Here is a 13,751-nt window from a genome sequence, read left to right on the forward strand (position 1 = left end):
CGCCGGACCGCTGGGAATAGGTGACAATGTCTCTATGCGATTCATCACCGAATCCCCCCGCCATGACCTCACGTACTCCGACGTCTTCCTGGTCCCGTCGCGGTCCGCCGCTGCCAGCCGCTTCGACGTCTCACTCGGATCTGCGGACGGCACCGGCACGACGATCCCGGTCGTCGCCGCGAACATGACCGCGGTCTCAGGCCGTCGGATGGCGGAGACGATGTCCCGTCGCGGCGGCCTCGCGGTGCTGCCGCAGGACATCCCGCTCGACGCGGCCTCGGAGACGATCGGCTGGGTGAAGGATCGGCACCCGCTGCTGGAGACCCCCATCAGGATGGGGCCGGACGACACGGTCCTCGAGGCGCTCCACCTGGTCCACCGACGCGCTCACGGTGCCGTCGCCGTCGTGGACGACGACCGTCGCCTGCTCGGCGTGGTGACCGCGGACCAGCTCGACGCGGTGGACCGGTTCACCCGCATGTCGGCGCTCCTGGACGCCGACGTCCACACCGTCGACGTCGGCGAGCTGGCCCTGCGGGCAGACCAGGTCGATCCGGCCGCCGAGGCCCGGGCCGGGGCTGACGGGGGCGACCGGGTGACGCGGCCCTCCCGCGCGCTGCTGGCGGATCTGTACGAGGAGTTCGCCCGGCAGAGGTCGACGTTCGTGCCGGTCCTGGACGGCGGTCGCCTCATCGGTGCGCTCACTCCGCAGTCGCTCCTGCGGACCTCCGTCTACTCTCCTGCGCTCGATGCCGATGGCAGGCTGCGGATCGCCGCTGCGGTGGGTGTGAACGGAGATGCGCGCGGGCGTGCCGAGTCGCTCGTGGAGGCGGGTGCGGATGTGCTCGTCCTCGACACGGCCCACGGCCACCAGGAGAAGATGATCGACGTGCTGGAGTCTGTGTCCGGTGCGGGACTCGACGTCCCGATCGTGGCCGGGAACGTCGTCACCGCCGAGGGTGTCGAGGACCTCGTCGAAGCGGGTGCGTCGATCGTCAAGGTGGGTGTGGGGCCGGGCGCGATGTGCACGACCCGGATGATGACGGCGGTGGGGCGGCCGCAGTTCTCCGCGGTCCTCGACACCGCCCAGAAGGCCCGTGAGCTGGGTGCCCACGTGTGGGCGGACGGTGGTGTGCGCTACCCCCGCGACGTCGCCCTGGCGCTGGCCGCCGGTGCCTCCCAGGTGATGGTCGGGTCGTGGTTCGCCGGTACGTACGAGAGCCCCGGCGACCTGCTCGTCGACTCCGACGGGAAGGCGTACAAGGAGAGCTTCGGCATGGCCAGCGCGCGTGCGGTCGCAGCGCGGACGCGCGCGGAGTCGGCCTTCGACCGTGCGCGGAAGGGGCTGTTCGAGGAGGGGATCTCCTCCGGCCGGATGCCGGTCGACCCGCAGCGGCCCGGTATCGAGGATCTGCTCGACGAGATCACCTCCGGCGTCCGTTCGTCGTGCACGTACGCGGGCGCGCGCACGCTCGACGAGTTCTCTGAGCGGGCGGTCGTGGGAGTGCAGTCCGCAGCCGGCTATGAGGAGGGCCGTCCTGTCGCGGGCGGATGGTGACGGTGTGAGGTCGACGGCGGATGACGGCGCCCGCACGTGAGGAGCTCAGACCTGTCTGTGAACGTCACCGGGTGGGATCCTTTCGTCCTCGTCGGGGCGATTCGCGGTATAGGATCTTCTCCATGACGAGTGACAGTCCGTGCCGGCGTGAAGCCGGCATCCCCGTTCTGACCTCCCCACCGGCCCTCGGCCGCTGCGCATCCTCCCGGGGAGGGGTCGTCTGACATGGAGTGGTTCCTCCTCCTGCTCGCCCTCCTCATGATCATCGGCAACGGATTCTTCGTCGCCGCCGAATTCTCTCTCCTGACACTCGACAAGCACACCGTCGATGCCGCCGTGGCGAAGAAGGTCCCCTTCTCCGTCACCATCCAGAAGGCGACGAAGCAGCTCTCGACCCAGCTGTCGGCGGCGCAGGTGGGCATCACCATCACCGCGCTCATGACCGGTTACCTCATGCAGCCGTCTGTCGGCGCACTGGTCTCTCCACTCCTGGTCGATCTCGGGCTGCCACAGTCACTCGCCGCCGGCGTCGCGCTGGGCTTCGCGCTCGTGGTGTCGACGATGCTGTCGATGGTGATCGGCGAGCTCGTGCCGAAGAACCTGGCGATCTCGTCACCGATGCAGGCCGCACGGATCGCAGTGCCCTTCCAGTACGTCTTCTCGATCGTGTTCAAGCCGATCATCGCCGTCCTCAACGGCACCGCGAACAGGGCCCTCATCTCGATGGGGATCGAGCCCCAGGAAGAGGGCGCCGCCGGTCGCTCGCCGGAAGAGCTGACCGCGCTCGTCCGGCACTCCGCAGACGAGGGGAAGATGGCCGAGCAGACCGCTGATCTGCTCGAGCGGACCCTGAGCTTCTCCCAGCGCACGGCGGAGGACGTCATGACTCCGCGGACCCGCATGGTGAGCGTCACGAAGGACTCCATCGCCGCCGACATCGTCGATGTCGCGCGGCGCACCGGCTACTCGCGCTTCCCTGTGGTGGGGGAGTCGCTCGATGACATCGTGGGGGTCGTCCACATCAAGTCCGCACTGTCCGTCCCGTTGGACAACCGGCAGGACGCCTACGCCGGAGGCCTCATGACAGAGGTGGCGCAGGTGCCGGAGACGCTGCCGCTGGATCGGCTGCTGCTGCGTCTGCGGTCGCGCTCGACCCAGATGGTGGTGGTGGTCGACGAGTATGGCGGCACTGCGGGAGTCGCCACGCTCGAAGACGCCGTCGAAGAGCTGGTGGGTGAGGTCGCCGATGAGCACGACCGCCTGCGCGTGACGGTCCGACCCGCCCGCGACGGCACCTGGATCGTGCCCGGACGCCTCCGACCGGACGAGGTCACATCCATCGTGGGCCTCGAGGTCCCCGAGAACGCCGACTACGAGACGGTGGCGGGATTCATGATGCTGGAACTCGGACGCATCCCTGAAGACGGTGACGAAGCGCGGATCGACGGCGCCCGCATCGTCGTCGAGCGGATGCACGGCAGGCGCGTCGAGCGCCTGCGCATCATCCCCGACTACCTCGTCCACGATCGCCTCCGGGGGCGCGCCGCCGTCGGATCCGGGTCCGCGCCAGCGGGTGGGGGTGACGGCCGATGAGTGACTGGCTGGGACTCGTCTGGTTGGTCCTCCTGCTGCTGGCCAATGCCTTCTTCGTCGCCGCCGAGTTCGCCGTCATGGCTGCGAAGCGCTCGCAGATCGAACCGTTCGCGGCCGAGGGGCGCAAGGCCGCCAAGACGACGCTCTACGCGATGGAGCACGTCTCTCTCATGCTGGCCGTGTGCCAGCTGGGCATCACGGTGTGCTCACTGCTCATCGGCAATATCGCCGAACCCGCGATCCACCACCTCCTGGCGGGACCGTTGAACGCGCTGGGGATCCCGGCGTCACTGTCGGGAGTCCTCTCCTTCGTCCTGGCGCTCTCCATCGTCACGTACCTGCACGTCGTCGTGGGCGAGATGATCCCGAAGAACATCGCGATCGCGACGTCGCAGCAGGCCGCGATGCTCCTTGCGCCGCCGCTCGTGTTCCTGGGACGCATGCTGACGTTCGTCATCCACCCCATGAACTCGTTCGCGAACTGGGTGCTGCACCGTCTGGGGGTCGAGCCCCGCGAGGAGGTGAACGCCTCCTACACCGTGGAGGAGGTCCAGTCGATCGTCGCGGAATCGCACCGGGAGGGGCTGCTGGAGGACGAATCCGGCCTGCTGAAGGGCGCGCTGGAATTCTCCGACAAGGCAGTCGAAGACGTCATGGTCCCGCGCGATGAGCTCGTGACGATCGAGCCGACGGCGACCCCGGAGCAGATCGAGAGCCTCATCGGCAGGATCGGCTTCTCCCGCTTCATCGTCACCGACGACGGGGGTCGCCCGGACGCCTACCTCCACATCAAGGACCTGCTCTACGCGGACAATGAGCAGGACTACCGTGCCCCGGTCCAGGAGCGGAGGTTCCGTTCGATGACCTCGGTGACCGCCGACGCGGAGATCGAGGATGCACTGCAGGAGATGCAGTACGCTGGCAGCCACGTGGCGCGCGTGCTCGATCGTTCGGGGGAGCCCGTGGGCGTGATCTTCCTGGAGGACGTCCTCGAAGAGCTCGTCGGTGAGGTCGACGACGCCATGCAGAGGAATGCGCGACAGTCCGGTTCCTGACGGTGAGCAGCGGTGAGCGACGGTGAGCAGCACTGTCGCTCCGTGAGAGTCGTAATATCTGCGACACGCCTGTGACGAGCAGATATATCTCAATTGGACTCTTTTGTAACGTTGTCGTTATAGTGTTGTGACACGTCGAAGGGGCCCGGTGCGTCAGGCCAGGGCTCGGTTCCGAATCTTTCTGGAGTGATGCATGTCCGAGCAGTCCGCCGAGCGGGTCTTCGCCAGCCGCCGCGAACGTCGCATGGCTGAAGAGAACGACCGGCGCTCGTCGCGCTGGATGCCGCGTCGCAGCGAACCGACTCCTGCTCCGCAGTCTGCAGCCGCGCGTCCGCAGGTGGGCGCGAGTGCCGTCGCATTCCGCGGGTCCGACGGCTCGATCGTCCGTGGAATGCGCCGGCGCCGCGCTGTGGCGACGACGGCTCTCACGGGAGTGTCGGTCGCGGGTGCGGCCGCCGCTGTCGTGCTCATCTCCGGCAATGGCGCGGGCCAGGCGCAGGCGGCAGAGCCGAACGACGACGCCCCGGCACTCAGCGCGCTCGGGTCTGAGGCCGTGTCGGCAGAGGTCCGCGGTGACGCGGATGCCGCCACGGGGCGCACCACGTCCGGGTCGGCTCCCAGTGCAGAGGGCGGCAAGGCGCAGGCCGCTGGCCGTTCCATCACGAAGACCGTCCTGCCGGGCTGCTCGGAGGAAGCGGACTTCGGGGACGCCGGCAATGGAGAGCTGCCGGAATCCTGGATGTGCGATCTGGGCATCGGCGGCCACGAGCTGCGTGCTGACGCGGCGATCTCCTTCGCGAAGATGAATGCGGCGTACAAGGAGGACACGGGGGAGGACATGGAGATCACGGACTCGTACCGGTCCCTCGAGTCGCAGGTCTCCGTCGCCGGTCGCAAGCCCGGCCTCGCCGCACGTCCCGGGACGTCCCTGCACGGCTGGGGCATCGCGATCGACTTCGGTGGCGGCGCGGCCACCGCATCCGGGCAGCAGTACGACTGGCTGGTGAAGCACGGTGCGGAGTACGGCTGGGAGAACCCGGACTGGGCCAAGGCCAGCAAGTACGAGCCCTGGCACTGGGAGTACGTACCGGCTCGCAAGGACATCAAGGGCGCCTGACGGGCCCGTCCCTCTGGTCCTGGCGTGGTCCAGGACCGCAGCACCCGGATGCTCGGAGCAGCCCCGGATCGAGCCGTCGATGGAGCGTGTCGGTGATCACTGGAAGCGCCGTGCCTCTGCGTCTCGTCAGTTGTGATTCGACGCCCCACCGGTGCTAGTGTTGGTGTCGCCCGCCCGCGTAGCTCAGTGGATAGAGCGTCTGCCTCCGGAGCAGAAGGTCGTAGGTTCGAATCCTGTCGCGGGCACGGAATGGAGACCCCAGTCAGTGGCCGTCACGGCCCGTGGCTGGGGTCTTCTGCTCTTCACGGTGAGCGACGAAGGACGTCGGCCTCTACTGAACGTTCGTTTGATAGGATTCTGCACGGCGGCTCCAGGGCCGTTGCCGGAACATTCTCGATCCTCTTCGAACCGCGAACCGCGCGTCAGCGAACGGGACTGCTGAGCAGAGCTGCTCAGCCCCGCATGCACCTGCGCCGGCTCCATATCCTAGGAGGCGCCCATGGGCGACCTGGTGGTCCGCGCCGACCATGACGGCTGGACGATGCTGACTCTGAACCGTCCCGACAAGCTCAACGCGCTGACGGCTGCGCTGTTCGGGCAGCTGCGCGAGCACATCGAAGCACTGCGCGACGACGAGACGATCCGCTGCGTCGTCCTCCGAGGTGCGGGCCGCTGCTTCTCTGCAGGCCACGACCTCGACGACATCGGGGCCGGTGAGACAGTGCCTTCGCGCGGGTGGCACAGTGAGACCCTGCGCATGCTCGAGAGGCTGCCTCAGCCGGTCGTCGCGGCCGTGCACGGCCACTGCTACACCGGGGCCCTCGAGGTCGCTCTGGCTGCGGACTTCATCATCGCTGCGAGCGACGCGCAGTTCGGCGACACCCACGCGCGGTGGGCGCTGACCCCGGTGTGGGGCATGTCGCAGCGCCTCCCTCGACGCGTCGGCACGGCCACCGCGAAGCGGCTGATGTTCACGGCGGAGACGATCGATGCGGCGGAGGCCGTGCGGATCGGACTCGCGGAGTCCGCCGTGCCGACGGACGCGTTCGACGGCGAGATCGAGTCACTGGCGGCCCGGATCGCCGAGCAGTCGCCGTTCAGCCACGCCGCGAACAAGGAGCTGCTCGACGTCACCGACGGGATGCCGCTCGACGCAGGACTGCAGCACGAAGTGTGGAGGAGCGCCGGGCGCGGCCCGGACGCGCAGGACCGGATCGCCGCCTTCACCCGGAAGAAGGGCTGATTGATGGACATCGAGTCGAACGTCGACCTCGCGGAGTTCCGCGCTGAAGTCGCCGAGTTCCTGGACACCGCGCCCACACCGGAGATCCTGGAGGCCGGTCGCAAGACCACCAGCGTCTTCGCTCCGTTCGAGCAGGTCATGGCGTGGCACCGCATCCTGCACGCCCGCGGGTGGGCGGCACCCGACTGGCCCGTCGAGCACGGCGGGCCCGGATGGTCGGTCGAGCAGCGGTACGTCTTCGCCGACGAATACCAGAAGCGGGGACTTCCGCCGCTGCTGCCCAACGGCCTGAAGATGGTCGGACCGCTGCTCATGGAAGTCGGCACCCCCGAGCAGCAGGAGCGCCACCTGCCGGGGATCCTGGCCGGCGAGGACTACTGGACCCAGGGCTATTCCGAACCCGGTGCCGGATCCGACCTCGCGGCCCTCAGCTGCTCTGCTGTGGCAGACGGGGACGACTACATCCTCAATGGCAGCAAGATCTGGACCACGTACGCCCACCACGCGAACCGGATGTTCATGCTGGTCCGCACGAGTCGAGAGGGGCGCAAGCAGGCGGGCATCACCTTCCTGCTGCTGGACCGCATGGACTACCCGGGCATCGAGGTGCGGCCGATCGTCGGGATCGACGGTGCACCGGAGCAGTGCGAGGTGTTCTTCACCGACGCCCGTGTGCCCCAGTCCGGTCGCGTGGGCGCGGAGAACGACGGCTGGTCCGTGGCCAAACAGCTGCTCAAGCACGAGCGCGGCGGGGGTGCGCAGAGCCCCTCGATGCGCCGCAGACTCGAGGTGCTCCGCGAGGCGGCGGCAGCGACGCCGTCTCCGTACGGCGGGTCTCTCACCGACGACGCGGTCTTCCAGCGCGACCTCGGCGAGCTGGAGGCGGACGTCGCCTCCTGTGAGCACTTCGAGAAGCTCGCCATCAGCGGGCACCCGATCGTCGACGACCCCGGGTACCCGTCGCTGAACAAAGTCATGAGCTCCGAGCTCATCCAGCGGATATCGGCGCTCATGACCCGCGTCGTCGGGCTCGACGGGCTGCCGGATCAGCGTGAGGCGCTGCGCGTCGGCTCCGGTGACCCGGTGCTCGGCGACGATCTGGCGCTGATCGCGATGCCGTTCTATCTCAACAGCCGAGCCACCACCATCTACGCCGGCACCAACGAGGTGCAGCGCGATCTGATCGCTCGCTCGATGCGAGCCTGACCGGAGGTCATCGTGGACTTCACCTTCACCGCGGAGCAGAACCAGCTCCGCAGCACTGTCACCCGCGCGCTGCAGCGCGAGTACCCCTTCGAGGCGCGTCAGGCCATCGTCGGCTCGGAGGACGGCTGGTCTGCCGATGTGTGGCAGCAGCTCGTCGACCTCGGGCTCACGGCCATCCCGTTCGCCGAGGACGTCGGCGGACTCGAGGGATCCATCGTCGACCTCGTCGCGGTGGCCGAGGTGTTCGGCGCACATCTGCTGGCAGAGCCCTGGACCGCCTCCGTCGTCCTGGTCGGCGGCATGCTCGCTGCCGTGCCGGACAGCGAAGCTGCCCGCGCATGCCTGGGCCGGATCGCTGCGGGCGAGGCGATCGGCGCCTTCGCCCATGAGGAGGGCCGCGGCACTCCCGACCCGGCTCTCGTCGCGACCACTGCCGCGACCTCCGGCAGCCGTCATGTGCTGACCGGTGACAAGCGGGCAGTGCTCCACGGGGCTGCCGCCGACGTCCTCGTGGTCACAGCCCGACTCGACGGCGAACTGGCTCTCTTCCTCGCAGATCCCGCCGCGTCGACTGCCAGCCCGTTCACGACAATCGACGGCCGCAGGGCCGCCCACCTGCGCTTCGACGGCACGCCTGCCACACTCCTCGCCACTGGAGCTGAGCAGACGGTGCGCGAGGCGCTCGACCAGGCCATCGTGGTCCTGTCGGCCGAGGCGGTCGGTGCCATGGGAGAACTGCTGCGCACAACGTCCGAGTACGCATCGACCCGCGAGCAGTTCGGGGTGCCGATCGGGACCAACCAGGCTCTGGCCCATCGGCTCGCGGACATGAAGATCGCATACCTGAAAGCGCGGGCCACCCTGCTGCACACCACCGCGCTGGCCGAGGCGCACCGCCTCACGGCCCGCGATGTGGCCGTCCTCAAGGCCCAGGTGGGCCGACTGGGTCTAACGGTGGGCGAATCCGCGATTCAGATCCACGGAGGGGTCGGCATGACGGACGAGCTGCCCGTGGGGCACCTGCACAAGCGGATCCTCGCAGTCGACGCACTGTTCGGTCCTGCCGATCACCACCTGAGGACACTCGGGGCCGGGCGCGACAGCCTCTCACCTGACTGTTCGACGCAGACGCCCACTCCTGCACAGATCGGGGGATGAGGCTCTCGTCCTCCCAGGCTGCGGGCGCGGAGGCCCTCGACCACCTGCTGTCCGAGGAGCACGAGCTGGGTGGGTCCCTCGACACACTGGCCGCGATCGCAAGGGCGAAGATCGCTGGTGACACCGTCGTGGACTGCGGCATCACCCGCGAGGGGAGGAGGCGGACTGCTGTGGTCGGCAGCAGTTCCCCACGGGCACGGCTGATGGGCGAGGTCCGGGCCGGCTACGGCTGCGGGCCCTGTCTGCATGCTCAGGAGACCGCACCCACCGTCCTCCTCGACGACGTCGGCACCGAGTCGCGCTGGAGCGAGTACATCGCCGATCCCTCTGCCGGAATCCGCTGATCCGTGCTGTCGGGGCACTGCGCCCGGCCCGATTGCCCGGGTCCGTCTGCGACCCACTATCCTGGGCGGGTGACTCCCGAAGAACTCAAGACGGCCATAGCCGCGGCACTCGACGCGTACAGCTCTTCCTCCGGACGGGACATCGTTCCTCCCGCAGTCCTCGTCGTCGAGCGACCGAAGAATCGCGACCACGGCGACTGGGCCTCGAACGTGGCGCTGCAGACGGCGAAGGCCGCAGGGATGCCGCCGCGGGAACTGGCAGAGGGACTGGCGGCCGTCCTGCGGGAGCACGACGGGATCGACGCCGTCGACGTCGCAGGGCCGGGCTTCCTGAACATCACACTCTCCGCCGCCGCCGCGGGTGCACTCGCGGCAGACATCGTGGCCGCAGGACACGACTACGGTCGAGGCTCCGCCATGGCGGGCCACGTCGTGAACATGGAGTTCGTCTCCGCGAATCCGACCGGCCCCCTGCACCTGGGCCACACGCGATGGGCGGCTCTGGGTGACGCCATCGCCCGTGTCCTGACGGCGGCCGGAGCGGACGTCACGAGCGAGTACTACATCAACGACGCCGGCTCGCAGATGAACGTCTTCGCAGATTCGGTGATCGCCCGGATGAAGGGGCGGGACGTGCCGGAGGGCGGCTATCCGGGTCAGTACATCGCGGACATCGCAGAGGTGATCGCGACGGATCAGCCCGCTCTCGCCGATTCCTGCGACGATGCGACCCGCGAAGAGGTCCGCACCCGCGCCTACGACCTCCAGCTGCAGGACATCAAGGACACACTCACCGAGTTCGACGTGCATTTCGACGTCTGGTTCTCGGAATCCTCGCTGCACGATTCGGGCGCGCTCGGCTCCGCGGTCGAGCGCCTGCGCGAGCAGGGGCACGTCTACGACGACAACGGCGCGGTGTGGCTGCGGACCACCGACTTCGGCGATGACAAGGACCGGGTCCTGATCCGCAGTGATGGAGCACCCACGTACTTCGCCGCGGACGCCGCCTACTACCTCGACAAGAAGGACCGGGGATTCTCGGAGAAGGTGTATCTGCTGGGCGCGGATCACCACGGCTATGTCGGCCGCCTCAAGGCGATCGCCGCAGCCGCCGGCGACGACCCGGACACGAACATCGAAGTGCTCATCGGGCAGCTCATCAAGGTCAACGGAGCGAAGCTGTCGAAGCGCGCCGGCAACATCATCGAGCTGCGCGACCTCGTCCGCTGGCTGGGTCGTGATGCCCTGCGGTACTCGCTGGCCCGCATCCCCGCGGACTCTCCGCTCACGCTGGATCCGGAGGTCCTGCGCAGCGCGAGCAATGACAATCCCGTCTTCTACGTGCAGTACGCCCACGCCCGCGCGTGCGGCGTGGAGCGCAATGCCCTCACCGCGGGGATCGACGCCTCGGTCTTCGACGCGTCGACCCTCTCGCACCCCACGGAAGCGGCCCTGCTGGCCGGCCTCGCGGACTTCCCCAGAGTCGTCGCCCAGGCAGCGCAGCTGCGCGAACCGCACCGCATCGCCCGCTATCTCGAATCACTCGCCGGTCTGTTCCACAAGTGGTACGACTCGTGCCGGGTCACGCCCCTGGCGGACGACGAGCCCGGCGCCGTGCACGGATCCCGCCTCGTGCTGGACCGCGCCACCGCGCAGGTGCTGTCGAACGGGCTCGAGCTGCTCGGGGTCAGTGCCCCCGAGCGCATGTGAGAGGAGACTGAATGCCCGCACACATCTCCGGAGTCCTCCATGCCGGCCCGTCGCCGGTCTGGCTGCCGCACCCGGAAGACGTCAACGCACTCATGCCCAGTCTGTGGTCAGCGAACACGCGCAAGGATCCGGACGGAGTGCTCACGGTCGCCGGCCATCGGGTGACCGACCTCGCCCGCACGTACGCAAGCCCCCTCTACGTCCTCGACGTCGCTGATCTGCGCTCCCGGGCACGCGGTTTCGTGGCCGCGTTCACGCAGTCGTTCGATGCAGTGGGCACCCGGGCCCGGGTGTACTACGCCGGCAAGGCGCTGCTCACCTCAGCGGTCGCCCAGTGGGTGGCGGCCGAGGGCATGGGCATCGACACCTGTTCGCTCGGCGAGCTCATGACTGCGCGCCGCGCCGGCGTCGACCCGGGCGTCATCGGCCTCCACGGCAACAACAAGTCGGATGAGGAGATCGCCTACGCACTGGACTGGGGCATCGCCCGCATCGTCGTCGACTCCCTCGACGAGATCGACCGCATCGAGGCCGCCGCAGCGGCGCGTGGAGTCCGCGCGCCGGTGATGATCCGCGTCACCGTGGGTGTGGAAGCGCATACGCACGACTTCATCGCGACTGCGCACGAAGATCAGAAGTTCGGTCTGTCGCTCCAGTCCGGTGCCGCGCGCACAGCGGCGGACCGGGCGCACGCATCGCCCCACCTCGACCTCATCGGCCTCCACAGCCACATCGGGTCCCAGATCTTCGACCGCTCCGGCTTCGAGGTCGCCGCGCGGCGGATCGTCGGGCTGCGGGCGGAGATCCAGCGCGACCACGGCGCGAGCCTTCCGGAGATCGACCTGGGCGGCGGCTTCGGCATGCGCTACACATCGCAGGACACGCCCCCGCCCATCGCGGACATGGCCGCGCAGCTTGCGGACGTCGTCGCGCGGACCTGCCAGGAGGAGGGCACGGACCTCCCCGTCGTCTCCTTCGAACCGGGCCGCGCGATCGTCGGCCCGGCGGTCTTCACCCTCTACACCGTCGGCACGGTCAAGGGCGTGGAGACGGAGACGGGCGTGCGCACGTATGTGTCGGTCGACGGCGGAATGAGCGACAACGTGCGCACTGCGCTCTACGATGCTGACTATTCGTGCACGCTCGCGTCCAGGTCGTCCGACGGGGATCCCACGGTCGTCCGGGTCGTGGGAAGCCACTGCGAGAGCGGCGACATCCTCGTGCGCGACGAGTACCTGCCCGCGGACGTGCGGGCGGGCGACCTGGTCGCCGTCCCCGGCACCGGCGCGTACTGCCAGCCGCTCGCGTCGAACTACAACCTCACGCCGCGGCCCGGGGTGCTGGCCGTCAGCGCCGGGCGCGCGGACTGGATCATCCGACCCGAAACCCACGACGATCTGCTGGGCCGCGACTGCGGCCCGATCGCCGATGCCTGAGAGGACCCCCATGGAGAAGCTCACTGTCGCCCTGCTGGGCGGAGGAGTCGTCGGCGCCGAGGTCACGCGCACCCTCCTCGCGCGGAGCGATGCGCTGGCCGCGCGCGTGGGAGCGCGGCTCGAACTGATCGGCGTCCTCGTCCGGGACGCGTCGAAGGAACGTGACGGCATTCCGCGTGAGCTGCTCACGACCGACGCCGAGGCCGTGGTCGCCGGAGCAGACATCGTCGTCGAGCTGATGGGCGGCATCGAGCCCGCCCGCACGCACATCCTCGATGCGCTGGCGGCGGGTGCCAGCGTCGTCACGGCGAACAAGGCCCTGCTCGCCCAGCACTTCCCGGAGCTCATCACCGCTGCCGACGATGCCGGTGTGCGCATCGAGTACGAAGCGGCCGTGGCGGGGGCGATCCCCATCGTCCGCCCCCTGTCCGTGTCGCTCGCCGGTGACCGGATCGAGCGCGTCATGGGGATCGTCAACGGCACGACGAACTACATCCTCGACCAGATGTCCAGGGAGGGGTGGGACTTCGACGCGGCGCTCACGACCGCACAGGAGCTGGGGTACGCAGAGGCCGACCCCACGGCGGACGTCGAGGGCCTCGACGCCGCGGCGAAGGCGGCGATCATCGCCTCTCTCGCATTCCAGGTCCCGGTGGCCATGGACGACGTCCACGTCGAGGGCATCTCGTCGGTGAGCGCGGACATGATCGAGACCGCTGCGGCACAGGGATTCACGATCAAGCTGCTCGCGATCTGCGAGCGCATCGACAACCCCGACGGCACGGAGAGCGTGTCGGCTCGCGTCTACCCCGCGCTCATCCGCGACGACCACCCCCTCGCGTCCGTCTCCGGGGCATTCAACGCGGTCTTCGTCGAGGCGGAGAACGCGGGCTCTCTCATGTTCTACGGGCAGGGCGCAGGCGGCGCCCCCACGTCGTCCGCAGTCATGGGCGACCTCGTGTCCGTCGCGCGACGCCGTGTCCTGGGCGGGCGCGGTCAGGTCGCGCAGCAGGTGCGCGAGAGCGGAGACATCCTCCCGATCTCGCGCATCTCGACCCGCTACCAGATGACGCTCGAGGTCCACGACCGTCCGGGCGTGCTGCTGCGCGTCGCAGAGATCGTCGCGGCAGAGGGCGTGTCGATCGAGCTCGTCCAGCAGACCCGGCTGGAGCCGGAGGACGAGGCCGCGTCGCCGCGTGCCAAGCTGGTCATCGCGACGCATTCCGCCGTCGAATCCGCGCTGGCGGCGACGGTCGACTCCCTCGCGTCCTCGGACGTCGTCGAGTCGGTCAAATCGGTGCTCCGCATCGAGGGTGCCTGAGGCACTGTGA

At 68.8% G+C, this 13,751-nt stretch carries 11 protein-coding genes and 1 tRNA gene; all 12 read left to right on the forward strand.

Features of this window, described 5'->3' with window-relative positions:
* The first annotated feature begins 34 nt into the window (after nucleotides 1-34).
* On the forward strand, nucleotides 35-1,558 hold the full coding sequence (gene guaB1, locus BJEO58_RS11810; protein ID WP_101589683.1) for a GMP reductase: 1,524 nt from the start codon (nucleotides 35-37) through the stop codon (nucleotides 1,556-1,558).
* A 225-nt stretch (nucleotides 1,559-1,783) separates the two neighbouring features.
* On the forward strand, nucleotides 1,784-3,151 hold the full coding sequence (locus BJEO58_RS11815; RefSeq protein ID WP_101589684.1) for a hemolysin family protein: 1,368 nt from the start codon (nucleotides 1,784-1,786) through the stop codon (nucleotides 3,149-3,151).
* Complete coding sequence (locus tag BJEO58_RS11820; protein WP_101589685.1) at nucleotides 3,148-4,206, forward strand: hemolysin family protein; 1,059 nt, start codon at nucleotides 3,148-3,150, stop codon at nucleotides 4,204-4,206. Before BJEO58_RS11815 ends, BJEO58_RS11820 begins: the two co-directional genes overlap by 4 nt.
* A gap of 193 nt (nucleotides 4,207-4,399) precedes the next feature.
* The gene (locus BJEO58_RS11825; protein WP_246076024.1) at nucleotides 4,400-5,323 is read left to right on the forward strand and encodes a M15 family metallopeptidase; all 924 of its coding nucleotides are present in this window, start codon (nucleotides 4,400-4,402) and stop codon (nucleotides 5,321-5,323) included.
* Nucleotides 5,324-5,495: 172 nt separating this feature from the next.
* Nucleotides 5,496-5,568: transfer RNA gene (locus BJEO58_RS11830), tRNA-Arg, on the forward strand.
* 254 nt (nucleotides 5,569-5,822) lie between these two features.
* On the forward strand, nucleotides 5,823-6,566 hold the full coding sequence (locus BJEO58_RS11835) for an enoyl-CoA hydratase/isomerase family protein (RefSeq protein ID WP_101589686.1): 744 nt from the start codon (nucleotides 5,823-5,825) through the stop codon (nucleotides 6,564-6,566).
* Nucleotides 6,567-6,569: 3 nt separating this feature from the next.
* Nucleotides 6,570-7,772: an acyl-CoA dehydrogenase family protein gene (locus BJEO58_RS11840; RefSeq protein WP_101589687.1), complete on the forward strand. Its 1,203-nt coding sequence runs from the start codon at nucleotides 6,570-6,572 to the stop codon at nucleotides 7,770-7,772.
* A 12-nt stretch (nucleotides 7,773-7,784) separates the two neighbouring features.
* Nucleotides 7,785-8,930: an acyl-CoA dehydrogenase family protein gene (locus tag BJEO58_RS11845; protein ID WP_101589688.1), complete on the forward strand. Its 1,146-nt coding sequence runs from the start codon at nucleotides 7,785-7,787 to the stop codon at nucleotides 8,928-8,930.
* The gene (locus tag BJEO58_RS11850) at nucleotides 8,927-9,274 is read left to right on the forward strand and encodes a hypothetical protein (protein WP_101589689.1); all 348 of its coding nucleotides are present in this window, start codon (nucleotides 8,927-8,929) and stop codon (nucleotides 9,272-9,274) included. The genes BJEO58_RS11845 and BJEO58_RS11850 overlap by 4 nt, the downstream gene beginning before the upstream one ends.
* 69 nt (nucleotides 9,275-9,343) lie before the next feature.
* Complete coding sequence (gene argS, locus BJEO58_RS11855) at nucleotides 9,344-10,984, forward strand: arginine--tRNA ligase (RefSeq protein WP_101589690.1); 1,641 nt, start codon at nucleotides 9,344-9,346, stop codon at nucleotides 10,982-10,984.
* An 11-nt stretch (nucleotides 10,985-10,995) separates the two neighbouring features.
* Nucleotides 10,996-12,420, forward strand: a complete 1,425-nt coding sequence (gene lysA, locus BJEO58_RS11860) for a diaminopimelate decarboxylase (protein WP_101589691.1) — start codon at nucleotides 10,996-10,998, stop codon at nucleotides 12,418-12,420.
* A gap of 10 nt (nucleotides 12,421-12,430) precedes the next feature.
* Nucleotides 12,431-13,741 (forward strand): homoserine dehydrogenase, encoded by a 1,311-nt coding sequence (locus tag BJEO58_RS11865; RefSeq protein ID WP_101589692.1) that lies wholly within the window; start codon nucleotides 12,431-12,433, stop codon nucleotides 13,739-13,741.
* The last annotated feature ends 10 nt before the right edge of the window (nucleotides 13,742-13,751 follow it).

It is taken from the genome of Brevibacterium jeotgali, assembly GCF_900169175.1.
Taxonomy (GTDB): Bacteria; Actinomycetota; Actinomycetes; order Actinomycetales; family Brevibacteriaceae; genus Brevibacterium; species Brevibacterium jeotgali.

What these genes read in the sequence shown, in the direction of transcription:
- lysA (WP_101589691.1), top strand. Translation starts at nt 10,996, where the DNA reads ATGCCCGCACACATCTCCGGAGTCCTCCATGCCGGCCCGTCGCCGGTC.
- BJEO58_RS11840 (WP_101589687.1), top strand. Translation starts at nt 6,570, where the DNA reads ATGGACATCGAGTCGAACGTCGACCTCGCGGAGTTCCGCGCTGAAGTC.
- BJEO58_RS11815 (WP_101589684.1), top strand. Translation starts at nt 1,784, where the DNA reads ATGGAGTGGTTCCTCCTCCTGCTCGCCCTCCTCATGATCATCGGCAAC.
- BJEO58_RS11825 (WP_246076024.1), top strand. Translation starts at nt 4,400, where the DNA reads ATGTCCGAGCAGTCCGCCGAGCGGGTCTTCGCCAGCCGCCGCGAACGT.
- BJEO58_RS11850 (WP_101589689.1), top strand. Translation starts at nt 8,927, where the DNA reads ATGAGGCTCTCGTCCTCCCAGGCTGCGGGCGCGGAGGCCCTCGACCAC.
- BJEO58_RS11835 (WP_101589686.1), top strand. Translation starts at nt 5,823, where the DNA reads ATGGGCGACCTGGTGGTCCGCGCCGACCATGACGGCTGGACGATGCTG.
- BJEO58_RS11865 (WP_101589692.1), top strand. Translation starts at nt 12,431, where the DNA reads ATGGAGAAGCTCACTGTCGCCCTGCTGGGCGGAGGAGTCGTCGGCGCC.
- BJEO58_RS11820 (WP_101589685.1), top strand. Translation starts at nt 3,148, where the DNA reads ATGAGTGACTGGCTGGGACTCGTCTGGTTGGTCCTCCTGCTGCTGGCC.
- guaB1 (WP_101589683.1), top strand. Translation starts at nt 35, where the DNA reads ATGCGATTCATCACCGAATCCCCCCGCCATGACCTCACGTACTCCGAC.